A 23,233-nucleotide genomic window follows, 5' to 3' on the forward strand; every position below is an offset into this window, starting at 1 on the left:
ACCACGCTCACCCGGGCGGCATCCAGCGCTGCCTGGCTGGCCTGCGCACTCGCCAGCGCAGACTCGTCGGCACGCGCGAGCTTGCCGAAGAAGTCCACCAGGTAGGAGACGGAAAGGCCGTAGTCGCCAAGATTGAAGACCGGCACCTTTTCCTTGATCAGCACGCTTTCGCCAGACAGCTGCGCGCGTTGCACGCTGGCCGAGATGCCGCCCTGYACCAGGTTCTCCGCCTCGACCTCGTGATAGTTCGCGATGGCGCGGCGCAGGTTGGCTGACGCCACGCGCAGGTCCGTATTCGCGGCAAGCGCCTTCTGCACCAGTCCATCGAGCTTCGGATCGTCGTAGAGCCGCCACMAGTCGTCCGGCAGCGGCGCAACCGAGATGGCCGGATCGCTGGTGCCGAAGAGCGGTCCATTGGCCTGCACGGCCTTCACCGCGGCCTGGTCGGGCACGCGGTAGTCGGGGCCCACCGCGCAGGCGTAAAGCAAGGGCACGGATGCCGTCATCAGCGCAAGCCGCGCGCAGGTCTGTCTGTTCATTGCTGCTTCTCCTTCAATGACGCACCCTGCCCGCCCGCCAGCGCCCGGGGCTGCTCGCGCACGCTGACCGTCGCGGTGCGCCCGGACACAAGCCGCACGTCGGCCGGCACATCGTCCAGCACCACGCGGACCGGCACGCGCTGGGCCAGGCGGACCCAGTTGAATGTCGGGTTCACGTTCGGCAACAGGTTGGAGCCGCTGGTGCGGTCGCGGTCCTCGATCCCTGCCGCAATGCTCTGCACATGGCCGTGCAGCACCGTGTGCTCGCCCATGATGCGGACATCGACAGGGTTGCCCGCGCGGATCCCGTGCAGCTTGGTCTCCTCGAAATAGCCCTCGACATACAGCGAGCCGCTATCGACCATCGACAGCGCCGGCTTGCCCGTCGTCACATAGTCGCCCAGGCGCGGCAGCCGGTCATTGAGATAGCCATCCACCGGGCTKACCACATGTGCGCGCGCCAGGTTCAGCTCGGCGAGTTCGACAGCGGCTTCGGCCTGCGCGAGGGCGGCCACGCCTTCGTCCACCCGCTCCTGGGTCGTCTCGACCACTTCCGTGGCGACCACGTCCGAGAGCGTGCGGTTGCGCGCCGCCTCCCTGCGCGCCTGCGCCAGGGTAGCCTTGCGCGCCGCAGCGGTCGCCTTCGCTTGCTGCAGCGCCAGCGTGAACCGGTCGGGATCGATGACGAAGAGCAACTGGCCGCGATGCACCTGGGCGTTGTCCTTCACCAGCACCTGGGTCACCAGCCCGGACACATCGGGCGCGAGCTGGACGACGTCGGCGCGGACATGGCCGTCGCGCGTCCAGGGCGCCACGGTGTAGTAGTCCCACAGGTGCTTGCCGGTCGCCGCCGCGGCGCCGGCGACCAGCAGGGTCAGGGCCACGGATGCAAGCGTAGTGATGTTGAGTTTCATGATGACAACTGGCGTGCCAGGGCAACCACGCCGCCCAGCACAATCAGGTAGATAGAGAAATTGAACAATGACCGGTGCCACACCAGCCGGTAGAAGCCGCTTCGGGCCAGCGCCGCGCGCAGCACCGCCGTGAGGCCCAGGGCAAGCAGCATCAGCACCAGGATGCTTGGCACGAAGACGCCATAGACATCGATTTCACTGGCCAGCATGGCGCACCTCCCGGATCAGCAGTGGAGCGGCATCGGCGCCCTTCCCGGCCGGGGCGAACAGGCTCAGGCGCAGGGAAACGAGGGCGGCGATGGCCTCCTGCGACATCGCATCCGCCGGCGAGGCAATCGCCGCGATCGCGTCGTCGATGCGGCGCGCCAGCGCGGGCGGTGCCGGCAGCGCATGCCCGGCCGCGACGCGTGAGCGGTAGTGGCGCGCCACTGCCAGCAACAGGCGCGAGACCGCCCTGCGCGCCCCGGGCTGCAGGGCCCCGACGTCGCGCTGCAGGGCGAGCGCGCTGAACCCCGCCTGCAACTCGGCAAAGCCGTCGGACGACGCCTTGTCCCGGTTGGCGGCGAGCATCGGCACCAGCCGGCTGAACCGGTCCAGCATCCGGCCGCCCAGCGTCGGGTGTGCCGCGGCTTCCCGCCGGTCTGCGCCGAGGGCAATGTCCTTCCAGCTCGCGCGGATCAGGCGGCGCAGCATCACATGCGAGCCGAACGGCCGCGTCACGAGCACCCACACCGGCGCGAACAGCATGGCGGCGAAGCTGGCCAGGCTGCTGTTGAAGATGTCGGCGAAGTTGGCGTCATAGACGCTCTGGACGTTGGCGAAGGAGGCCGAGTTGACCGAAAGCAGCACCGCGAACAGGTTGAAGCCCGGCCGCGGCATCAKGGTGCCGATCCCGAGATAGGGAATGGCCAGCATGGCGGCCAGCGAACCGAAGTCATGCGCATAGGGCAGCACGAGAAACTGGTAGAACCAGGAAATCAGCAGGCAGACACCGCTCCATTTCACGAAGCGCCATGCGAGCTTGTGCGGCTCCTCGGTGGTGGCGAAGAAGCTGCTGGTGAGCGCCGCCAGGCCGACGGCACCGGCGCCGTCCACCCAGCCGGAGAGTATCCAGAACAAGCCGGCGCAGAACACCGCGAGCGCGGCCGAGCACGCGTAGAACAGCAGCATGCCGTGGTCATGGTAGTAGGCGCGCGCGCTCAAGGCGCCGCCGTACCGCATGGCCGGCATCGCGMTGGCCGCGCGTGCGTCGCCGATGCMGCGCCGCAGCGCCTGGCAGTCCTCCCACAGGTMGCCGAGCGTATCGAGATGGCTGGCGGCGGTGGCGACCAGGCCGGCGTGCCAGCCCGGCGCGCGGTCGTACTCCTGCCACGCKGTGTGCGCAGCCGCGGGCCTGTGCGGATCCGCATMCGCGCCGGCCGCGATCCACTGCGTCAGCGCAGCCATGCGCCGCGCCAGGGACGTGGGCATGCCCTCGGGGTGATGGCGCAGCGCCCGGGTCACCTCGGCCAGGGACGACAGCACCGGCAGCAGCATCGTCATGCGCTCGTGCAGGGCACGCGCGCGCTCCAGCGTCGCCGCGCTCTCGGTGTCGTAGGCAAGCTGGGCAATCAGGTGATCCAGGGCAAGGATGTCGGCGGCAAGGTGATGGCRGCTTTGGTGTTGCTCGGCCAGTTGCGCCCCCTGCGGCGAGAGCATGTCGGCGACCCATTGCGCGGCGTCCGCCAGCCACGCTTCCGCCCGGCCGCGCAGCGCCGGCGCCACCTTCTGCGGAAACACCAGCGAGCTGACCAGGCTGGCGCAGACGATGCCGAGCACGATCTCCTCGATGCGCGCCAGGGCGACATCGAATACCTGCGTTGGCTGCGTGACCGCAGGCAAGGCGACGATMGGCAAGGTGTAGGCCGCGAGCAGGAAGATATAGCTGCGCGGCGCGCGCTGCATCAGCGAGAGATACAGGAACGCGCCGGTCCACAGCGAGATCGCCCCCATCAACATCAGCGGCGCGTTGACCAGCGGCGGCACCAGCGCCACCGCGGCGGCGGCCCCCAGCAACGTACCCGCTACGCGATAGGCGCCTTTCGAGCGCGTTGCGCCGGTCAGCGGATTCGAGACGAGATAGACCGTCGCCATGGCCCAGTAGGGTCGCGGCAAGCCCAGCGCCAGCGCAATATAGAGCGCCAGCATCGAGGCAATAAAGACCTTGGCGGAAAACAGCCACTGTCCTGGACTGGGCCAGATAGACATGACAGGAACGGGAAGCTTGGTTCAGAAGGATCGAGCGGGTCGCGCGCGGGCGCGCATCAGCTCACGAGGCCGCCCACTCGCATCAGCAGGCGCATGGCGCAGGCAAACAGGAATACCGTACCGACGCCGCCGGCCCACAACAGGATGAGCCAGCCGATGCGCGTGCCCAGGCCGGTCATGATCGTGGCTGCCATCAGTGATAGGCCTCCCCGTGCCTGACCTTCCCGCGAAAGACGTAGTACGACCACGACGAGTAGGCCAGGATCACCGGGACGATGAACAGCGTGCCCACCAGTGCGAACCCCTGGCTCTGCGGCGCGGACGATGCCTGCCAGATCGACACGCCGGGCGGGATGATGTTCGGCCACACGCTGATGGCCAGGCCCGTATAGCCCAGGAAGACGACCAGCAACGCGTACAGGAACGGCGAGACGTTCGGCTTGCGCGCGAGCGCCTTGTGCATGCCGCGCACCGCCACCAGTACCAGGACCGGCACCGGGAGGAAGAAGTACAGGTTCGGCAGCGCAAACCAGCGATGCGCGATCTCCGGATGTGTCAGCGGCGTCCAGATACTGACCGCGGCGATCATCGCCAGCATCGCATTGACCAGCAGCCCGGCGAGCTTKAGCATTTTCCACTGCAGCATGCCTTCGGTCTTCATGATCAGCCACGTGCTGCCGAGGAAGGCATACGCGACGATCACGCCGACGCCGGTGAAGAGCGGGAACGGTGCCAGCCAGTCGAGGGCGCCGCCGACGTACTCGTTGCCGTTCATGGCGATGCCGTCGATATACGCGCCCAGGGTCACGCCCTGGAAGAACGCTGCCGCGACGGATCCGCCGATGAATGCCTTGTCCCAGAAATGGCGGCTCTGGTCGCTGGCCTTGAAGCGGAACTCGAAKGCKACGCCGCGGAAGATCAGCGCCACCAGCATCAGCATCAGCGGCAGATACAGCGCGCTGAGCAACACCGCATACGCGAGCGGAAATGCCGCCAGCAACGCAGCGCCGCCCAGCACGAGCCAGGTCTCGTTGCCGTCCCACACCGGTGCCACGGTGTTCATCATGACGTCGCGGTCACGCCGGTCGCCGACAAAGGGAAACAGGATCCCGATGCCGAGGTCGAAGCCGTCCATGATCACGTACATCATCACGCCGAAAAAGATAATCACTGCCCAGATGAGGGGAAGATCGATGCCCATTGCCATTTACCTGTTGATGTATTGCGCCTTGCCCGMGACCGCKGCCGTGCCCGCCAGCACGAAGGATTCGCCCGCCGTATCCAGGCCGTGGCCATGCGGGTTCGCTGCCGGCCCCTTCTTCACCAGCTTCAGCATGTAGCCCACGCCCACGCCGAACACCAGGAAATAGACGACGACGAACAGCGCCAGCGACATGGCGACCGGGCCCAACTCATGGCGCGAGACGGCGTCATGCGTGCGCAGGAGCCCGTACACGACCCACGGCTGGCGGCMGATCTCGGTGGTGAGCCAGCCCGCCAGCAACGCGATCAGGCCGGTCGGCCCCATCACGACGGCCAGACGCAGGAAGAGACGCGTGCGATAGAGCGCAGCCTTGCGCCGCAGCAGCAGGCCGAGCACGCCAAACGCGATCATCAGTACGCCCAGGCCCGCCATGACGCGGAAGGTCCAGAACAGGACCGCCGAATTGGGCCGGTCTTCTTTGGGGAAGTCCTTCAGGCCCCGGATCTGTCCGTCAAGGCTGTGGGTGAGGATCAGGCTGCCGAGCCGCGGGATCTCGACGGCGTAGCGGGTTTCCTCGCGCTCCATGTCCGGGATGCCGAAGACGATGAGCGGAAAGCCGCCCTTGTCGTCCTTGGACGCGGTGTTCCAGTGGCCCTCGACGGCGGCGATCTTGGCCGGCTGGTACTTCAGCGTGTTCAGGCCGTGGGCATCGCCCACCACCGCCTGCAGCGGCGCGACGATCAGCACCATCCACAGGGCCATGGACAACATCTTGCGCACCACCGGCGTGTCGTTGCCGCGCAGGAGCTGCCATGCGCCAGCCGCGGCCACGAACAGCGCCGTGGCAAGGAAGGCGGCAATCCCCATATGCGCCAGACGGTACGGGAAGGACKGATTGAAGATGACGGCCAGCCAGTCGGTCKGCACCACCTTGCCGTTGAGGATCTCGTAGCCGGCCGGCGTCTGCATCCAGCTGTTCGAGGCCAGGATCCACGTCGCCGAGATCAGGGTGCCGATTGCCACCATCACCGTCGAKAACAGATGCAGGCCTGGCCCGACCCGGTTCCAGCCGAACAGCATGACGCCGAGGAAGCCKGCCTCGAGGAAGAACGCGGTGAGCACTTCATAGGTCAGCAGCGGCCCGGTGACGCCACCGGCGAACTCAGAGAAGAAGCTCCAGTTGGTGCCGAACTGGTAGGCCATCACCAGGCCGGACACCACGCCCATGCCGAAGTTGAGCGCGAATATCTTGATCCAGAAGTGATAGAGGTCCCGGTACACCGGCTTGCTGGTGCGCAGCCAGGAAACCTCGAGGATGGCCAGGAAGCTGGCCAGGCCGATCGTGATGGCCGGGAAGATGATATGGAAGGAAACCGTGAATCCGAATTGGATGCGCGCGAGATCCAGCGCTGTAAGTCCGTGCATCGATATGCTCTCCGTGATTGATCCGCCGGGTCGCGCAGTCTGGGCGCGGGCCGGCATGCCGGCAGCGCGGGACTGCATTGCGCCACCACCACACACCCCGGCAATCCCCGACGGAATGCATTGCGAGACCAGGTTGCAACGCCTCTCGACGTCATGCTGTGCAGAGTACGGAATTCACCCCCCGGCCGAGAGATACAGTTGCCGGGATAGCGTTCAGGTGCAGTTGGACGGGCCGTCCTGCGCGCGCGCAATGCCTCTGGAATCCGTTCCACCACGCCGCAGCCACCGGGCGGATGCGCACGACAGCGCACCCCCGGGAGGAACCGCGAAATGACGAGCGGCATGCGCGCTGCGGGCGATCGTGCACAGGACCTGCTCACCACCGCAGACGCGCCAGTCGCGCGGCTTGCACCCGAGGTGGGAGTCCAGACGCAGGCGCCCTTCGCCAGCGTGTTCAAGCGCTTGTGCGGCGAAACGCCATCGCGCTGGCGGCAGCGCAACGCCCGCCGCCAGGCTGCCCGAGACCAAACTGTTCTGTTGAGTTAGCTGCTGCTTTGTACGTGATCGCGCCGGGCCCTGTCTCCTACCATCTGGGTAACAGATCAGCGAGAACGGCATCAACGCCGCGGCAGACATCTCCGATCGCAAGCGCTGTTGACACGTTGGACCAACCGATTCGAGACCATCATGAAAGCCACCACACTCAATAAGCTCCTCGTCACCGCCCTCCTGAGCGCAAGCGCCATCGCCGCCCTGCCGGCCCACGCACAGGGCCCGAAGGACAGCGCMGGCGCCGGTGACAAGTACGGCTATGTCATGCGCCAGGGCAAGGCGGATCCGTTCACCGAAGGCCGCAACGTCAACACTGCGCGCAGCAGCTTCACCGACGGCGCCCGCGCCCAGGGCACGCGCGACCCGTACACCGACGGCGCCCACGGCGCCGCGGCCCTGGAACTCGCCGGCATGGACCGTACCGGCGTCTCCGCGCCGCCGAGCCATGGCGCATCGGCCGGCACCGATGCGGCCGCCTGAGCCGGCATGGCGACGGCTCCGGTCACGGGGCCGTCTTGCACGCACCGAATCCGACACGGCATCCAACGAGGAACCCATCATGAAGTCCGCACTTGTACTACTCGGCGCCGCTAGCGCGCTATGCATGTCCCTTCTCGCCCATGCCGGTCCCGACTGGCAGGTCATCGAGAAAGCGCGGGCCGACCAGCGCGCCCGCCAGAACGCCGCGCACTCCTGCGCGACAAGCGCGCCGCAAGCCACGGCGCCGGCGGCAGGCGGAGCCAGGGCCAGCTGAGCCTAGCCCGATGGAACACGCCACTCACGCGACCACGATGCCTGAAGCGCAGGATCGCGAGGCGCAGCCGCCGTGCACCGATCGCCTGGGCCGCCCGCTGCGCGACCTGCGGCTGTCCGTCATCGACCAGTGCAATTTCCGCTGTACCTATTGCATGCCGAAGGCGGTCTATGGCCCGGACTTCCCCTTCCTCACCGCGGCGCAGCGCCTGTCGGACGCGCAATTGCTCGCCATGGCGCGCGCCTTCGTCGGCCTTGGCGTCGAGAAKATACGGCTTACCGGCGGCGAGCCCCTGCTGCGCAAAGGCATCGAATCGCTGGTGGAGCAGATCGCCACGATGCGAACGCCAGGAGGCAAGCCAGTCGAGGTAGCCATGACGACAAACGGCAGCCTGCTTGCCACCAAGGCGCGCTCGCTCAAGGACGCGGGCCTGCGGCGCGTGACGGTCAGCCTGGACAGCCTTGACGATGCGACCTTCCGCCKGATGAACGACGTGGACTTCCCGGTCGCGCGGGTGCTGCGAGGCATCGAGCAGGCAAGCGCGGTCGGACTGACGCCGCTCAAGGTCAACTGCGTGGTCGAGAAGGGCACCAACGATGGCGAGATACTGCCCCTGGTCAGCCACTTCCGCCACAGCGGCGTCACGCTGCGCTTCATCGAGTTCATGGATGTGGGCGGCGCCCAGTCATGGGACAGGTCCAGGGTCGTGACGTCCGACGAGATACGCAAGACCGTCGAAGCGGCCTATCCCCTGGTGCCCGTGGCAAGGCTGGCGTCGGAAACCGCCACCAACTACCGGCTCGCCGATGGCAGCCTGGCGGTCGGCTTCATCTCCAGCGTGTCGCACCCGTTCTGCAGCGACTGCACGCGTGCCCGGGTGTCGGTGGACGGCAGGCTGCACCACTGCCTCTTCGCGACGGAGTMCGTCGATCTCAAGCCCTTCCTTGCCGGYACGCTGCCGGCCCGGGCTCTCGAACAAGGCATCCGGGCAGCGTGGGAAAACCGCGCCGACCGCTACTCGGAGTTGCGCGCGCACCGGCTCAGCACCGGGAAGAAGCGCTACCCCACCGTGCGCATGTCGCTCGTGGGCGGTTGAGCCTGGCCCGCCCGCCGCCTCGGCCGCCGGGGTTCAGCGGGCAAACAGTTGCGCGCAGACTTGCACCCCGGCCGGGGTGAGCCTGGCCGTCCCGCGTCCATCCTCCCCGATCTCCGTGTCGGCAAGCTCGACCGACCGGAGTTGCGTCAGCACGCGCCGCAACACGCTCATCTGCAACGCTGCCTGCTTGCTGATCTTGGCCAGCGACCACGGCCGCCCCGCCGGATCGCGGGCGGCCGCGTACAGGATCTGGAGAACGGACACGAGCGCCGGGTCCAGGTCTTCGGGGGCTGCGGCAGCGCCGCCTTCATCGATGGTTGAGTCCGACATCACTTATTTCTGCCGTTCGCACAGGGTTTCGACCAGCTTGCCGAGCGTCACTACGGCCGCCTCGGTCTCCGTGGTCCACGGCGCGCTGTAGTTCAGGCGGATAAAGTTCTTGAAGACCGGGCCCGGGGAAAAGATATGACCCGGCGCAATCGTGATCTTCCGCTCCAGCGCCAGGTGATATAGCTCCATCGCATCCACGCATGCCGGCAGCTCGACCCACAGCACGTATCCGCCGGCCGGCCGGGATGTCTTGGTGCCCGGCGGGAAGAAGCGGCGCACCGCCGCTGCCATKATGCTGGCCTGCTGCGCGTAGGCCTTGCGCACGCGGCGCAGATGGAAGTCGTAGCCGTCGTTCTTGAGGAACTCCGCGATGGCCAGCTGCGGGATCGCCGGCGTGGTCAGCGTGTTCAGGAATTTCAGGCGCTCCACCTGGTCGCGATACCGGCCTGGCAGCGCCCATCCGATCCGGTAGGCATTGGTCAGCGTCTTGGAAAAGGAACAACAGTGCAGCACGATGCCTGCGGTGTCGTAGGCCTTCAGCCCGCTGGGGTGGGCGTCGCCGTGATAGAGCTCCCCGTAGACATCGTTTTCTATCACCGKCACATTCTTTTCCGTCAGCATTGCCACCAGCTGGCGCTTTCTTTCGTCCGGCATCTCGAACCCCAGGGGGTTCTGGAAGTTCGGCATCACCATGCACGCCGCAATCMCCTTTTCGTCGATCAGCCGGGCCAGCTCCGCGATATCGATGYCCTCGACCGGATCGGTCGCGACTTCGATGGCGCGCATGCCGAGACGTTMGATGGCGTGCAGCATCGCGTAGTAGGTCGGCGATTCCACGGCGATCGTGTCGCCGGATTTGGCGACTGCCTGCAGGCAAAGATTGATGGCCTCGGTCGCGCCGATCGTGATGATCAGTTCGTTCGGATCCACGGCATAGCCATTCTCCAGGTAACGGCGCGCGATCTGCCGGATGAGCGCGGGACATCCTGGCGGCAGGTCGTCGAGCAGGTTMCACCTGGCATACCGGCGCGCKATATTGTTGGCATACTGGTTGATCCGCTGCCAGGGAAACAGCGACGGATCGGGATACGGCGAGCCCAGGGGCACGGCTTCGTCGGAGCGGATCGAACGCAGGGTCGACAACACCAGGGCGCTGACGTCCACGGCCGATGGCCGTGTGCTCGGCCTGGAAGCCCGCAGCTCCACGGCCGGCTCCTCGGGCCGCGCCCTGACGAAGTAGCCGGACTGGGGGCGGCTTTCGATGATGCCGCGGCTCTCGAGCAGGACGTAGGCGCGTATCACCGTCGTGATGCTCAGCCGGTGGTGTTGGCTGGTCTGGCGTACCGACGGGATGCGGTCGCCCGGCAGCAAGCCGCCCTGCCTGACCAGCCCTTCGACATCCGCGGCGAGTTTCTCGTACAGTTTCACACCGCTAGCCTTTCACAAATCAACATGGATCGGGATCGCCGGCCGCGCCGCAGCGCTAGCAGAGCCAGCGATTCAGATCATAGAACGGAACCAGGTCGTGCGGGCGAACCTCKGTTTGCGGCGACACCCGGACAAAGCCGGAGGCGCCGCCCAGCGCCGACACCGACGCCGCGCCCTGCTGCTCGCTGAGCCGCGCGCGATCCATCCCGCACAGCCCGGCGACGCGGGCGGCCCTGAGGAATTCGTCGCGGCCAGCGGTCTTCTCGGCGGCAAACTGCGCATGCACGAAGCCGACCGGGGGGCACAGTTCGGCCCGCCCCTGCAGCTTCCTGAGCATCGGCGTCACCAGCAGCGCAAAGGTCGTATACGCCGCCGCCKGGTTACCCGGCAGGCTCACCACCGGCTTGCCCCTGAGGCGGCCGAGGGAGATCGGCTTGCCGGGTTTCATATTGACCTTCTGGAACAGGAGTTCCCCCCCGGCCGACACCAGCGCGGCGTTTACCAGGTCCTTGGCGCCCGTGGAGGCGCCGCCGGTGACCAGCAGGATATCCGCCTCCCTGGCAAGTTCGAGCAAGGCCTCGTGGACTGCCGCCTCGTCATCCGGCACATGGTTGCGCGAGCGGACCACCGCGCCAATGGACTGGACCAGGGCCTCCAGCATCGGGCCGTTTACGTCCCAGACCTGGTGCGCGCCGTGCGGCTCGTCGTTCGCCGCCACCTCGTCGCCGGTCGTCAGGATCGCCACCTCCGCCAGCCGGAAGACCGGCACGCTGCCGACACCCTGCGAAGCGAGCGCGGCGATATGGCCCGGCTGCAGCAAGGTGCCCGCGGACAACAGCGGCTGGCCGGCCCGTACATCCTCTGCCTGCCTGCGTATGTGCTGGCCCGGCGCCGGCGCCCTGGTGAACGTCACCGAGCCATCCGCCGGCGCGGCATCCTCCTGCGGGACCACGGTATCGGCGCCGGCCGGGATCAGGGACCCGGTGTACAGCCGGATGGCATGCCCCGCCTCCAACGGCTGCGGCACCATGCCCGCGTAGCAGACCTGCTGGATGGGCAAGGGCCTGCGCCGGCCATAGTCGGCGTGGCGGATCGCATAGCCGTCCATGGCGCTCTTGTCGGCCGGCGGGGCATCGCACTGGGCTTGCATATCGCGAGCCAGGATCCTGCCATTTGCCAGGCTGAGCCAGGCCATTTCAACCTCGGCGACAGACTCGACGCTCTGGGCGAACAGCGCCTGCGCCTTATCGAACCCTAGCATGACCCACCTCCGCTATCGCAAGCGGCGGCAACGCCACGCAGGGCGGGCTCGMCTGGCATCGCCGTGTACTGGACGTAGCCGTCCTTGCGGCAAAAGCTCAGCAACTGCAGCCCCGCCTGCCCGGCGATCTGGATCGCCAGGGAGGTCGGCGCCGAGATGGTCGCCAGCAACTGGATGTTCATCCGGGCTGTCTTGCGCACCAGCTCGTAGCTGGCCCGGCTGGAAAGGAAGACAAAGCCTTCATCCGTTGCCACGTCATGCATCGCCAGGTAGCCGATCAGCTTGTCTAGCCCGTTGTGGCGGCCGACATCCTCGAATACATGGAGGACCTCGCCGGCCGGGTTGCACCAGGCCGCCGCATGCACGCCGCCGGTACGCTTCATCAGGACCTGCCACGACGGCAACTGCGAGGCGGCCCGCTCGATGATTTCCCGCGTCGGCGATATCCTCGTGCGCGGCGTCTTCATGAACTCGGGCACCAGGTCCAGCAAGGCAATGCTCTCGATGCCGCATACGCCGCAGCCGGTCCGTCCGGCGAGCGTGCGGCGATGTTCCTTCATGGCGGCAAACGCGCGCTGGCTGATGCRCAGATGCACCTCCACGCTGGCCGGGCCGACGAGCGGCTCGACATCGTAGATCTCGGCGTAGTCCTGCACCAGGCCTTCGGTCAGCGTGAAGCCGACCGCGAACTCTTCCAGGTCCAGCGGCGTGGCCATCATCACCGCATGCGAGATGCCGTTGTAGACCAGGGCGACGGGAACCTCCTGCGCCACGCTGTCGGTGGCCGGCATCGCCGTGCCTGCCCGGTGCCTGACGATCGTCCGCTCTTCGTATCCCGGGTGGATCGCCTCTTCACTACTGTGCATATCAACCTCGCCATCACAAGGGACCGTGCGGCCAGTCGCCGGACACGCACGGTGCATGGAGAAATACCGGGAGCAGTCCCGCCGGCGCGGCCGGCACGGTTTCCCGGCCGATCCGCAATGCGMGTCCTGATCCGCCTGCCGGGTCCTAGTCCGGGCTTCCCGMCTCGCCGTCGTCCGTGCTCGGGAAGCGCGCCTGGCCGTAGCGCAGGATCAGGACGCCGCACGCCAGCATGGCGATGCCGCCGCACAGCGCCAGCAGGTGCAATTCCGTCGCCTCGTTGTAGCGCAGGATCACGTCGCGAGCGAGCGAGACCATGGCGATGTAAAGCGGGAATCGCACCGGCAGCTGGCCCAGCTTGAGGTAGCGGGCCACCATGGCAAGCACCTCGAGATACAGGAACATGACGAGAAGATCGGTGATCGACACGGCGCCCGTGCCGGCAATCTTCCAGCCCTCCTGGACCATGGCGAACGACGTCGCCAGCCCGATGACGACGAGTCCGACCAGCTCGACCACGCCGAGCAGCGACTCCAGGTGCGTGCGCACGGCCGCCTGCAGCGACGATCCGCCGTGGCGCTGGCGCAGTGCATGATCCTCTGAACGTGTCATAAGCTTCATGCCGCGGCAAGCCGCTGCACGGCCGGTGTGAGCAGCACGGGGATCGACTTCGATGTCGGCGTGCCGGAACCGTCGCCGCAACTCTCCAGCGGCACCAGCGGATTGGTTTCCGGATAGTAGGCACCCAGGCAGCCCTGCGGGATGTCGTACTCGACCAGCCGGAAATCCTCCGCCCGGCGCTCGACGCCGTCGTCCCAGACGCTGGTGATATCGACGTGCTGCCCCGCGGCCAGACCCAGCCGCGCCAGGTCCGCGGCGTTGATGAATACCACCCGCCGCAACCCGAAGACGCCGCGATAGCGGTCGTCCAGGCCATAGATGGTGGTGTTGTACTGGTCATGCGAGCGCGTGGTCATCATCACCATCAGCGCATCGCCGTAGCGCGCGCGCGCGCGGCTGATCGGCGTGTCCTTCTCGATGCTGTTCACCACGAACTCGGCCTTGCCCGACGCGGTCTTCCAGACGCGGTTGCGCGATGCCGGCGTCAGGTGGAAGCCGCCCGGGATCGCCACGCGCGCGTTGTAGTCCTCGAAGCCGTCCAGCACCTTTTCGATGGCGTCGCGGATGCGTGCATAGTCCCCGGCGTACCACATCCAGTCGATCTTGCCGGAGCCGAGCGTGGCCTGCGCCATGCGCGCAACGATCGCCGTCTCGGACAGCAGGTCCGGCGATGCCGGCTCGTTCATGCCGTAGGAGATATGCACCATGCAGACCGAATCCTCGACGGTCACGCCCTGGGCCACGCCGTCCTGCAGGTCGATCTCGGTCCGTCCCAGCGTGGGCAGCAACAGCGCTGCCTTGCCATGCACCAGGTGGCTGCGGTTGAGCTTGGTGGCGATATTGACGATCAGCTCGCACTTGCGCAGCGCATCCCAAGTGCGCGGCGTGTCCGGCGTGGCGATCGAGAAGTTGCCGCCCAGCCCGACGAACACCTTGACCCGGCCATCGAGCATTGCCGAGATGGTATTGACCACGTCGTAGCCGTGCTTGCGCGGCGGCTCGAAGCCGAAGGTGGCACCGAGGCGGTCKAGGAACGCGTCGTCAGGCTGCTCCTCGATGCCGACCGTGCGGTCGCCCTGCACGTTGGAGTGGCCGCGCACCGGCATCAGGCCGGCGCCCTCGCGCCCGATGTTCCCGCGCAGCATCATCAGGTTGGAGAGTAACTGGATGGTCCCGACCGAGTTCTTGTGTTGCGTGAGGCCCATGCCCCAGCAGGCAATGACCCGCTTGCCGTTGACGTAGACGTCCGCCAGCGCGTCGATGTCCTGGCGGCTCACGCCCGACTCCTCGACGAGTTCCGCCCAGCTCTGCGCCCGCAGATCGTCGGCGAACTGTTCGAAACCGTTGGTGTGTTCGTGGATGAAGCCGACATCGATCACCCGCTGCGCGCCGAGCACGACCGCGTCGTCGTCGAGCTCGATCACGCGCTTGGCGAGGCCCTTGATCAGGGCAAAGTCGCCGCCCAGCCTGGGCCGCACGAACATCGACGCGATCCTGGTGCTGGAGCCGGTCAGCATTTCCACCGGATGCTGGGGGCTGGAGAACCGCTCCAGCCCGCGCTCGCGCAGCGGGTTGATGGAGACGATGGTGGCACCCCGCCTGGCGCATTCGCGCAGCTCGCCGAGCATGCGCGGATGATTGGTCGCCGGGTTCTGGCCGAAGATCAGGATCGTGTCGGCGTGCTCGAAATCGTCCAGCACCACGGTGGCCTTGCCCACGCCCACCGTGACCGGCAGCCCGCGGCTGGTGGCCTCGTGGCACATGTTCGAACAGTCCGGGAAGTTGTTGGTGCCGTATGCCCTGACAAACAATTGGTAAAGGAACGCGGCTTCGTTGCTGGCGCGGCCCGAGGTATAGAAGGCAGCCTGGTCCGGGTCATCGAGGGCGTTMAGGTGGCGCCCGATGATGGCGAAGGCGTCGTCCCACGAAACGGCCGCGTATTTATCGGTCTGCGGGTCGTACGCCAACGGATGGGTGAGGCGGCCGTGCTGCTCGAGCTCGAAGTCGGTCTGCTGCATCAGCTCCGCCACCGTATGGCTTGCGAAGAATTCGGGCGTGACGCGCTTGCTGGTCGCCTCCGCCGCAACCGCCTTGACGCCRTTCTCGCAGAACTCGAAGGTCGAGGCGTGTTGCTTGTCCGGCCAGGCACAGCCCGGGCAATCGAAGCCGTCGGCCTGGTTCTGCTTGAACAGCGTCTTGTACTTGCCTCCGGCAACCCTCTCCTTGATCAGGTTGATGGCCACGTACTTCAGTGCCCCCCACCCGGCGGCAGGGTGAGTGTAGGGAGCGATGTGGCCCTTTTCGGGTGCAGGTGAGCTCATGGCGGTAATGTCCTCAAGAATGGCATCGGCGGCCGCGGTCGGATCCGGGGCGACGGCACGCTCTGCATGCAGTACAGCCAGAGTAAGTGCGGGAGGCGTCGCGGGGTACGCACAGACCGACACCCGTGCGAGCAGTACAGTCGGCCCGCACCGGAACTGTGCTTCGTCTTGTCCGGGGGGATTGTGTGGGCCGCGTCACCCGCGACCGATCCGAAGTCGATCCTGTCGCGGCGCGCCGGGCCACAAACTGTTCTGCGCCGGTGGGCGTGGCACTGTACCCATTGCCCCGGGGCTGCCCCTTCTACCATCAGGCCGACGCTCCCCACGCGCACGCCGCCGGACAACACCGCCACGGGMGCGACCTGATTCGAGAGACCCATGAAACTACATCTGAAGTACTTCGCAAGCATCCGCGAGGCCGCCGGACTAGGCGAGGAAACGCTCGACGCGCCGGCAAGCGTGGCCACCGTCCTGGATCTGCGTGTTCATCTTGCCAGCCGCGGTGGCGCCATCGGCGACGCGCTGCGTGACGACCGCCCGGTCCGCGTGGCCCTGAACCAGGCCGTCTGCACGATGCAGAGCCGGCTCAGGAGCGGCGACGAGGTGGCACTGTTTCCTCCGGTTACCGGCGGGTAGGGCCAGGTCACCGGCCGCCGCGCAGGCGTTTGGCTCAGCCAGGCAACGCCTCCAGGGCAAAGTCGATGAACGCCCGCGCGGCGGCGCTTCGGTACGCGCCCTTGCGCTGGAGCAAGGCGGCTTCCCGCGATGGCAGGGGCGGCTCCAGCTTTATCTTGCACAAGCCGCCACTTTCCTGCGCGATGGCGGCGGGCAGCACCGTCATCAGCCGGCCGCGCTGGACCGCCTCGATCACCGCGTTGACCGAGTTTGCCTCGAGCGCGATCCGCGGCACCACGCCGATCCGGCCCAGGTAGTTGTCGACGTAATGGCGTGTMGCGAATTCGGTGGTCAGCAAGGCAAAGGGCTCGCCCTCCAGTTMGTTCAGCGTCAAAGCCGTACGCCTGCCGGCGTAGCGGTGCCTCGTGCCCACCACCAGCGCCAGCGCCTCCACCAACAGGGTCTGGACTTCGATATCCACCAGGCGCACATCCCTGAATGCGATCCCCACGTCGAGGCGATCCTCCGCCAGCAGCTGTTCGATCTGCTCCTGCGGCATTTCCAGCACACTCAGCGCGACGCCGGGATAACGCTCGTTGAAATCCATCACCAGGGGTCCGACCAGATAGKGGGTGAAGGTCGGCGTCATCGCCAGCCGCAGGCTGCCGCGCGTMAGTTCCTGCACATCGTGCACCGCCCTTTTCCCCGCTTCGAGATCCTGCAGCGCACGGCGCGCATAGAGCAKGTACGCCTGTCCCGCGTCAGTGGTCCGGATGCCGCGCCCGGACCGGTCGAACAGCTGCACGCCCAGGGTTTCTTCGAGCTGCCGGATCTGCTGCGAAAGGGTCGGCTGGGAGACATGCAGCACCTCGGCCGCCMGGGTGAAGTTGCCGCTCTCGGCGACGGCGAGGAAGTAACGGATATGACGGAGGAGCATCGGATTCCATTATTGGACTTGCCTATGAAAAGCATGATAAGCCGGTGTCGGATCCAATGGCAAAACATGCCCATCCCGCACCMGCCGGGACCCCGCGCGCAACGAAGTCCCTGCCGGCCTGGCTGTTCCGACCCATACCGGCTACAGGCTGCACACGCGCCCCGCCACGCGCGGCGGCTCCCGGCAAGTTCCGCGGCGCTCCCGGCTTTCGCATAGAACGCCGGCTGCGTGTATGCTTTGAAGACCACACCTTGTTCGCGCCATCGGTCATGAACGCCCCCGCCCCTGCCGCCCCTTCGCAAGCCCCCCGCCCGCACGGTGCTTCGATCTCGMCCGATGTCAGCTTTCGCGAGGTCGTGGAGAGCATCGTGGACTATGCAATCTTTACCCTCGACACGGCCGGGCGGGTCACGAGCTGGAATGCCGGCGCGCGGAAGATGAAGGGCTACGCCGACAATGAAATACTCGGCGAGCATTTCTCCAGGTTCTACACCGAAGAGGCAATCGCGCGCGGCTGGCCGGAGCACGAACTGCGCGTGGCCCGGCTGGAAGGCCGGTTCGAAGACGAAGGTTGGCGGGTCCGCGCCGATGGCACCCGTTTCTGGGCCAACGTCATCATCACGGCCATCCGCGATGCCGACGGCCAGGAAAGCGGCTTCATCAAGGTCACCCGCGACCTGACCGAACACCGGCGGACCGAGGAGGCCCTGCGGCAAAGCGAGGAAATCCTGCGCTTGCTGGTCGAAGGGGTCAAGGACTATGCGATCTTCCTGCTCGACCCGCACGGCTGCGTGATCAGCTGGAATTCGGGCGCCACGCTGATCAAGGGCTACACCCGCCAGGAAATCCTGGGCCGGCATTTCTCGCTCTTCTATCTGCCCGAKGACATCGCCGACKGCAAGCCCGAGCGCGAGCTCGCCACGGCGCGCCGCGTKGGGAGTGTCGAAGACGAAGGCTGGCGCGTGCGCAAGGACGGCTCGACCTTCTGGGCCAATGTCATCATCACCCCGGTCTATGACTCAACCGCCGTCCTGCGGGGCTTTGCCAAGGTCACGCGTGACATGACCGAGCGGCGCCGCACGGAAGAACTGGAGCGTTCCAGCCGGCGCATGACAGAGTTCCTCGCCACCCTTTMGCACGAGTTGCGCAATCCGCTGGCACCCGTTCGCAACGCGCTCAACGCGATGAAGCTGCTGCCTGATGGCCGCCACGTCGTCGAACGCTGCCACGCGTTGATAGACCGCCAGATCACGCTCCTGACCCGGCTCGTGGACGACCTCCTCGACGTGGGGCGCATCAGCTCCGGAAAAATCGAACTGCGGCTGGCCCCGGTGGAGTTTCGCGAACTGGTGTCCCATGCCATCGAGGCCACGGCACCGGTGCTMGAGGCGCGCGCCCAGACCGTGCGCGTCGATCTGCCGCCTGTGCCCGTCGTCCTGACCGCCGACCGCACGCGGCTGGTGCAGGTACTGCAGAACCTGCTGGTCAACGCATCGAAATTCTCGCCCGAGCACTMCATCATCKACGTGGCAGGCACGTTGGGTGAGCGTCATCTCATGTTCAGGATTTCCGACCAGGGGGCCGGCATATCCGCCGACGCGCTCGATAGCATCTTCGACCTGTTCGTGCAGGTCAACCGATGGACAAGCAACCATAGCGGGGGGCTGGGCATCGGCCTGTCCCTTTCCCGCTCATTGGTGGAGCTGCATKGCGGCACCATTTCCGCCGCCAGCGCCGGGCTGGGCAAAGGCAGCACCTTCACCGTCCGCCTGCCCTATCATTCCCCGCCGGCCAGCGCGGAGCGGGCAAGCGCATCACGCGCGGCGGCGGCACGCGAGGCGTGCCTGCGCGTACTTGTCATCGACGACAACCAGGACTCGGCCGACAGCCTGTCCATGCTGCTGACGCTGCGCGGCCATGAGGTGGTGACCGCCTACGATGCCGAGCAAGGCATCCTCGCGTCCGCCAGATGCCACCCCGATCTTGCCCTCATCGATATCGCCATGCCCGGCATGGACGGCCTGGCGGCGGTGCGCGCGCTGCGTGAGTTGCCAGCATGCGCACGCACGCGATTCGTCGCCATGACCGGCTTTGGCCAGCCCGAAGACCGGGAGCGCACCCGTGCCGCAGGCTTCCACTTGCACCTGGTCAAACCGATCGATCTGCCCACGCTAGTCGAACTGCTGGCACAGACGGGGCAGCCGCCGGCCTGAGTGGCGAGCGCCACCGCGCAGCCGCCTGGCGTTGTCCGCGGTGACGCGAGACCGTCGACATGCCTGACGATGTGGCCAGCCGCGCCATTGCACGGGGCGCAGCCCTCGCGACGCTCGCCAGACAGGTCCGTCCTTTGGTCCTGAMCCAAGGCACCGKACATGCCCCCCCTTGCCAGCGAAGCGCAGCCTGATCTGGCGTCAGCATGCCAAGCCAGCAGCCAGTGGCGACTCTCCTTATCTGATAAGGCCGACTTAGAACCGCACGGGACATCGCTGTCATGAAATTGAAATATTCAATTCCATGAATTTTATTCTGAAAATTATCTTCAATAGCGATATCAGCTCATCCGTATATGCTTATAAATTCCAAAGAGGAAGTAATGTCTCCTGCAAGGCTTCCATCCTKKATAGGCATACCGCGGTCGGCACATCCAGGCGCTTCGAATAGCGTACCAAACGAATGGCGTGCCAAAGCCATGCAGGGCACGGTCCGAGTCATTCCCATACCAGGAAAATCGCACGCAACTCAAAAAATGCGCTTCAGGTTTGCGGGCAAGAATCTATGCTTGATAGCTAGTCAATACGAGGAGAGAGGAGCGTAGCCAGCGGGGCTCAATGAATAGTTCGACTTATCCAGGAAATGAACATGAATTGGGGAAAAAATGAGTGGTAGCCGGATCTGCTGGAGCGTGTGGCATCGTGTGAGCGTCGCCTGTGCCATCGCGGTATTTTTCATGTCCGCACGAGCCGGCGAGATAACCGGTGCCGGCTCGACCTTCGTCTATCCCATGCTCTCCAAATGGGCGGCCACGTATTACGTCAAGACGGGACAGCAGGTGAACTATCAAGCCACCGGGTCTGGCAACGGCATCAAGCAGATCAAGGCCGGCAGCGTCGACTTTGGCGCCTCCGACATGCCGCTMAAGCCAGATGAGTTGCGCGCGGCAGGTCTCGTCCAGTTTCCGCTTGTCATCGGCKGCGTGGTGCCGGTGATCAATCTGGACGGGATCGCACCAGGCCAGATCCGCCTGACCGGCCCGCTGCTCGCGGATATCTTCCTGGGCAAGGTAGTCAACTGGAGCGACCCTGCCATCGCCGCGATCAATCCAGGCATGCGCTTTCCCCCGCAGAAGATCGTCGTGGTCCATCGCAGTGACAGTTCGGGCACCACATTCAACTGGGCTGACTACCTGTCCAAGGTKAACGGTGAGTGGAAAGCCAGCGTCGGCGCCGGGACCACCGTCAAGTGGCCCGTGGGGATCGGCGCCAACGGCAATGACGGTGTCGCCATCTATCTGAAGAACGTCAAGGGCGCGATTGGCTATGTMGAGCTAGCCTATGCCTTGCAGCGAAAACTCCCCTACGCATCCGTGCAGAATCGCGGAGGCAACTACGTTGCGCCCACGCGCGAAACGTTCAGCGCCGCGGTGGCATCTGCCGCATGGCAGAAGAGCGCKGACTTCTACCAGGTGGCAACCGATGCGCCAGGCCTCAATGCGTGGCCCATTGCCGGCGTCGTGTTTGTGATCATGCCCAGGACGTCAAGGAGCCCGGCGACGGMGAAGGACGCMCTCGCCTTTTTCAGGTGGGCGCTGAACGAAGGGCAGGCAGACACCGGCGCCGAACACTATGTTTCACTCCCGCCCGACCTGGTCAGGCAAGTCGAGTCCTACTGGGATGAGAACATCAGGTAGGCGGTGGGGTTCCGGTCTCGACCAGAACGCCCGCAAACCCGAGACGGTCGTAGTGCGCTAGCGCGGCTCGCCGGTCGGCGAGCGTCATGACGTCCAGGCCGTCCGCCGTCGCCGGCATACTTGGCCTATCGTTGCTTTGCCGAAGCCTCGAACCTGGCCAATACCCGAGCCTGGACAGCATCCATGATGGTGAGGACCTGGTCATCGACGGACGCACTTGCTGTCACACCAGTCGCATCCTTCGGCTTTGAGCCGACCGGATAGAAAACGAATACCGTGTCGAACCTGCCTGCCGACACTTTCTTCAAGCGCCGGTTGAGTGCCTTCAGGTACTGTTTCTTGATTGCCTTTGACATAGGGTTCCGGACGCTCCGTGCTGTTGCAAATGGCGAGGCTCAAGCGCCCGTGACGCGTTGCCCTCGTCGTCGAAGTGCTTCTTTGACTCTCTTCTCCGCCAACAGTAGAACATAGTCCGGGAACTTCGCATCGGTCGAAAGTGCGTCCCACGCGCTCCAGAATTCCCATTGAATAACTTCCCTCGGCACATTGTGGCACCGGGCGATCCGGTCAATTGCCTCCACCACGGACGAAGGGCGCGCCGGGCGGCCGTCGCCAGGACCAGGAGCGCTTACCGAGGGATCTGTCGGCGCAGCCTCGACTGAGTGATGCATGATTACCTTCCGCAGCGGAACGTCAGCTTGAGTCTAGACGCCGCAGGGCCCGTACGCATGCAGGATTTCAGCCGCCCCGGTATTGCCAGGCCCGTCAGGGCCCATGCACGAACTCCACCTGAATCACCATGTGCACGACGTCGTCCACGGCGGGGAACCATGTTGCAAAGCCGAACTCCCGGCGGCTGACGTCTCCGGCCGCGGAAAAGGCAAGCGTGCCTTCGCGATGCGGATCGCCGGCGGGGGCGTCCGGTGTCACGAGCAGGCTGATCGGACGCGTGATGCCGCGGATCGTAAGGTCGCCGAGCAGCCGCCCGCCGCCATCGCCGGTGCTGGCAAAGCTGGTGCTGACAAAGCTGATCTCCGGATAGCTGGCGACATCGAGCATGCCGCCGCCCCGGATAATCGCGGACAGGAAGCGCGGGCGCGCCTCGACGCTTGCGGCATCGATCGTCACCGTCACGCGGCCCGACTCAAGACCTGATCCTGTGCCTTCGAGTTGCGCGCTCATGCGGTGAAAGCGCATGCGGATCCTTGAGTGCGTGAAGGCGACGACATCGAGTGTGACGCTCGATCGCTGCGGCGCAAGCACGTACCGATCGGGGTGCCTGTCGGTCTCGGCCTGCTGTGCCTCGCCGACGGCAATCGCCAGCACCGCGAATGTCGCGAGCATGAGCCTGGCGACCGCATGCACGCGGGTGGCGCGGATCCGGCGTGGCGAATCGTGCACGATGYCTCCCCTGAAGAAGGAATGTGGCCCGCCTGGGTAAACGCGTGGCGGCCGGCATTTATTCCAGGCCCGCCGCCCGGTCGGGAAGCCGGGCGCTGCGCGATCGAGCAACGCACAAGGGCCTGTCAAGCCTGCGCGAAATCCCGGGCCGCAGGCGCCCGCGACGAGATCAGGAAGCTCCGTGTCGGGAAGCCCGGCAATCCCCAATGAGGCGAGCGGGGTTCCATATTCTCCGGACATCCGCGTGGCAGCGACGTTCTCCGCATATGTGCGTTTCCGCACAGTATGGTGCCCAGTGCTGCGGCCGTCTTCCGCTATGGTAGACATTGCACGGTGCGCCCGGTATGTCGCGCCGCTTGCCGGAAGCTGCCAGGTATTAAAGGCGAATCCGCCAGCCGATGAAACCCGCCGCCTGGCGTCCTGCAAAGAGCGTAGCGCAACGCAGGTCGCGATCATGGTGGCTCTTAGCTCGTCCCTTCCGTGCAGTCGCCCGCAAGACCAAGGCCTCGTTCTTCCGGACCAATTGGCGGACGATGGTCACGCGCTTCGTCCTTGGTTTCCGATGGGCCTGTCGCATAGGGTTGCTATACGCGGGATAGCCTCGGATCTCCGGCATGATGCAGGCCAACTGCCATGAAGCTGGCAGCGGAGCCCAAATGAAAAAGGGCTTCCATTTCTGGAAGCCCTTTTAATAGGTGGTGCGGCTGGCAGGATTCGAACCCACGACCCCTTGGTTCGTAGCCAAGTACTCTATCCAACTGAGCTACAGCCGCACGCGAGGTCGCCATTGTAGCGCAGCGGCGCATGAATGCAAGCG

At 65.9% G+C, this 23,233-nt stretch carries 24 protein-coding genes and 1 tRNA gene; 7 read left to right on the top strand and 18 right to left on the bottom strand.

Translation table 11 applies throughout. The features are described 5' to 3' along the window. The 7 genes from AC1DKV_RS07350 to AC1DKV_RS07380 form a co-directional block, all read right to left on the bottom strand. Positions 1-539 (bottom strand): TolC family protein (locus tag AC1DKV_RS07350; RefSeq protein WP_477137518.1); only part of this gene is annotated, 539 nt, incomplete at its 3' end. After that, the gene (locus AC1DKV_RS07355) at positions 536-1,453 is read right to left on the bottom strand and encodes an efflux RND transporter periplasmic adaptor subunit (protein ID WP_477116288.1); all 918 of its coding nucleotides are present in this window, start codon (positions 1,451-1,453) and stop codon (positions 536-538) included. The genes AC1DKV_RS07355 and AC1DKV_RS07350, both read right to left, overlap by 4 nt. Continuing rightward, complete coding sequence (locus AC1DKV_RS07360; protein ID WP_441616866.1) at positions 1,450-1,662, bottom strand: DUF1656 domain-containing protein; 213 nt, start codon at positions 1,660-1,662, stop codon at positions 1,450-1,452. Before AC1DKV_RS07360 ends, AC1DKV_RS07355 begins: the two co-directional genes overlap by 4 nt. Next, positions 1,649-3,700, bottom strand: a complete 2,052-nt coding sequence (locus AC1DKV_RS07365; protein ID WP_477137519.1) for an FUSC family protein — start codon at positions 3,698-3,700, stop codon at positions 1,649-1,651. The genes AC1DKV_RS07360 and AC1DKV_RS07365 overlap by 14 nt, the downstream gene beginning before the upstream one ends. 56 nt (positions 3,701-3,756) lie before the next feature. Then, entirely contained in the window at positions 3,757-3,894 is a 138-nt protein-coding gene (locus AC1DKV_RS07370) for a DUF2474 family protein (protein ID WP_441616870.1), read from the bottom strand. Further along, positions 3,894-4,901: a cytochrome d ubiquinol oxidase subunit II gene (gene cydB / locus AC1DKV_RS07375; protein ID WP_441616872.1), complete on the bottom strand. Its 1,008-nt coding sequence runs from the start codon at positions 4,899-4,901 to the stop codon at positions 3,894-3,896. Before cydB ends, AC1DKV_RS07370 begins: the two co-directional genes overlap by 1 nt. Positions 4,902-4,907: 6 nt before the next feature. Further along, entirely contained in the window at positions 4,908-6,329 is a 1,422-nt protein-coding gene (locus AC1DKV_RS07380) for a cytochrome ubiquinol oxidase subunit I (protein ID WP_477137520.1), read from the bottom strand. A gap of 330 nt (positions 6,330-6,659) precedes the next feature. Here AC1DKV_RS07380 and AC1DKV_RS07385 point away from each other — a divergent pair, with 330 nt between their 5' ends. The 4 genes from AC1DKV_RS07385 to moaA all read left to right on the top strand — a co-directional run bounded on the left by AC1DKV_RS07385 (position 6,660) and on the right by moaA (position 8,731). Continuing rightward, positions 6,660-6,875 carry a helix-turn-helix domain-containing protein gene (locus AC1DKV_RS07385; protein ID WP_441616876.1) on the top strand — a complete coding sequence of 72 codons (216 nt, stop codon included), beginning with the start codon at positions 6,660-6,662 and terminating at the stop codon, positions 6,873-6,875. Between the two features lie 141 nt (positions 6,876-7,016). Next, positions 7,017-7,361 carry a hypothetical protein gene (locus tag AC1DKV_RS07390; RefSeq protein ID WP_441616878.1) on the top strand — a complete coding sequence of 115 codons (345 nt, stop codon included), beginning with the start codon at positions 7,017-7,019 and terminating at the stop codon, positions 7,359-7,361. 79 nt (positions 7,362-7,440) lie between these two features. After that, on the top strand, positions 7,441-7,635 hold the full coding sequence (locus AC1DKV_RS07395; protein ID WP_441616880.1) for a hypothetical protein: 195 nt from the start codon (positions 7,441-7,443) through the stop codon (positions 7,633-7,635). Positions 7,636-7,672: 37 nt separating this feature from the next. Then, a complete protein-coding gene (moaA, locus tag AC1DKV_RS07400; protein WP_477137579.1) occupies positions 7,673-8,731 on the top strand; it encodes a GTP 3',8-cyclase MoaA in 1,059 nt (352 codons plus the stop codon). Between the two features lie 33 nt (positions 8,732-8,764). On the opposite strand, the gene AC1DKV_RS07405 is transcribed toward moaA, so the two are convergent. The 6 genes from AC1DKV_RS07405 to AC1DKV_RS07430 all read right to left on the bottom strand — a co-directional run bounded on the left by AC1DKV_RS07405 (position 8,765) and on the right by AC1DKV_RS07430 (position 15,556). After that, a complete protein-coding gene (locus AC1DKV_RS07405) occupies positions 8,765-9,061 on the bottom strand; it encodes a transcriptional regulator (RefSeq protein ID WP_441616882.1) in 297 nt (98 codons plus the stop codon). Positions 9,062-9,064: 3 nt separating this feature from the next. Beyond that, positions 9,065-10,489: an aminotransferase-like domain-containing protein gene (locus AC1DKV_RS07410; protein ID WP_477137521.1), complete on the bottom strand. Its 1,425-nt coding sequence runs from the start codon at positions 10,487-10,489 to the stop codon at positions 9,065-9,067. Between the two features lie 55 nt (positions 10,490-10,544). Continuing rightward, positions 10,545-11,750, bottom strand: coding sequence for a molybdopterin molybdotransferase MoeA (locus AC1DKV_RS07415; RefSeq protein ID WP_477137522.1), 1,206 nt, complete (start codon positions 11,748-11,750; stop codon positions 10,545-10,547). Further along, positions 11,744-12,616 carry a formate dehydrogenase accessory sulfurtransferase FdhD gene (gene fdhD, locus AC1DKV_RS07420; RefSeq protein WP_477137523.1) on the bottom strand — a complete coding sequence of 291 codons (873 nt, stop codon included), beginning with the start codon at positions 12,614-12,616 and terminating at the stop codon, positions 11,744-11,746. Before fdhD ends, AC1DKV_RS07415 begins: the two co-directional genes overlap by 7 nt. Positions 12,617-12,761: 145 nt before the next feature. After that, positions 12,762-13,226 (bottom strand): phosphate-starvation-inducible protein PsiE, encoded by a 465-nt coding sequence (locus tag AC1DKV_RS07425; RefSeq protein WP_477137524.1) that lies wholly within the window; start codon positions 13,224-13,226, stop codon positions 12,762-12,764. Between the two features lie 5 nt (positions 13,227-13,231). After that, positions 13,232-15,556: an FdhF/YdeP family oxidoreductase gene (locus AC1DKV_RS07430; protein ID WP_441616891.1), complete on the bottom strand. Its 2,325-nt coding sequence runs from the start codon at positions 15,554-15,556 to the stop codon at positions 13,232-13,234. Positions 15,557-15,934: 378 nt separating this feature from the next. Here AC1DKV_RS07430 and moaD point away from each other — a divergent pair, with 378 nt between their 5' ends. After that, positions 15,935-16,192 carry a molybdopterin converting factor subunit 1 gene (gene moaD, locus AC1DKV_RS07435; protein WP_441616893.1) on the top strand — a complete coding sequence of 86 codons (258 nt, stop codon included), beginning with the start codon at positions 15,935-15,937 and terminating at the stop codon, positions 16,190-16,192. Positions 16,193-16,226: 34 nt separating this feature from the next. Here moaD and cynR read toward each other — a convergent pair whose 3' ends face one another. After that, positions 16,227-17,108, bottom strand: a complete 882-nt coding sequence (cynR, locus tag AC1DKV_RS07440; RefSeq protein WP_477137525.1) for a transcriptional regulator CynR — start codon at positions 17,106-17,108, stop codon at positions 16,227-16,229. 269 nt (positions 17,109-17,377) lie between these two features. On the opposite strand from cynR, the gene AC1DKV_RS07445 reads away from it, so the two are divergent. Further along, positions 17,378-19,321, top strand: coding sequence for a PAS domain-containing hybrid sensor histidine kinase/response regulator (locus tag AC1DKV_RS07445; protein WP_477137526.1), 1,944 nt, complete (start codon positions 17,378-17,380; stop codon positions 19,319-19,321). A gap of 662 nt (positions 19,322-19,983) precedes the next feature. Then, entirely contained in the window at positions 19,984-21,015 is a 1,032-nt protein-coding gene (gene pstS / locus AC1DKV_RS07450; RefSeq protein WP_477137527.1) for a phosphate ABC transporter substrate-binding protein PstS, read from the top strand. 125 nt (positions 21,016-21,140) lie between these two features. Here the strand turns inward: pstS and AC1DKV_RS07455 are convergent, their stop codons facing one another. The 4 genes from AC1DKV_RS07455 to AC1DKV_RS07470 form a co-directional block, all read right to left on the bottom strand. Further along, the gene (locus AC1DKV_RS07455) at positions 21,141-21,371 is read right to left on the bottom strand and encodes a hypothetical protein (RefSeq protein ID WP_441616900.1); all 231 of its coding nucleotides are present in this window, start codon (positions 21,369-21,371) and stop codon (positions 21,141-21,143) included. A 39-nt stretch (positions 21,372-21,410) separates the two neighbouring features. Then, complete coding sequence (locus tag AC1DKV_RS07460) at positions 21,411-21,686, bottom strand: DUF3562 domain-containing protein (RefSeq protein WP_441616902.1); 276 nt, start codon at positions 21,684-21,686, stop codon at positions 21,411-21,413. A gap of 94 nt (positions 21,687-21,780) precedes the next feature. After that, on the bottom strand, positions 21,781-22,416 hold the full coding sequence (locus AC1DKV_RS07465; RefSeq protein WP_441643246.1) for a YceI family protein: 636 nt from the start codon (positions 22,414-22,416) through the stop codon (positions 21,781-21,783). A 696-nt stretch (positions 22,417-23,112) separates the two neighbouring features. Continuing rightward, positions 23,113-23,189, bottom strand: a tRNA-Arg gene (locus AC1DKV_RS07470). Between the last annotated feature and the right edge of the window lie 44 nt (positions 23,190-23,233).

It is taken from the genome of Cupriavidus sp. 05T41 (assembly GCF_056396525.1).